A 269-nucleotide genomic window follows, 5' to 3' on the forward strand; every position below is an offset into this window, starting at 1 on the left:
CAGCAGATGGCCGAAGGTATCGCGGTCAACGTGCATAGGCGTGTGCTCGGTGTTGACGCAAATGCCATGCTGGTGGAAGTAGCCGTATGGAGAGAACTGCCAGAACCACGGTTCGCCGCCCAGCGTGACCGGCACTGTGCGCAGCGTACGCTTGTCACGGCCCGCAAAACCTTCGTTCTCATGGCATATCGTGCAGGAAGGGTAGCCACCCGCCACGCTATTGCCGGCTGCAGCCTTCTTCATGTTCTTGAATTCCGGCTTGGCGAGAT

The 269-nt window shown here is 59.1% G+C and carries 1 pseudogene; it reads right to left on the reverse strand.

From position 1 onward, the window contains the following. A pseudogene (locus EIK80_RS25980) lies at positions 1–269 on the reverse strand (galactose-1-phosphate uridylyltransferase); the annotation flags it as partial.

The sequence above is a fragment of the Caulobacter sp. 602-1 genome (assembly GCF_003931565.1).
GTDB lineage: Bacteria > Pseudomonadota > Alphaproteobacteria > Caulobacterales > Caulobacteraceae > Caulobacter.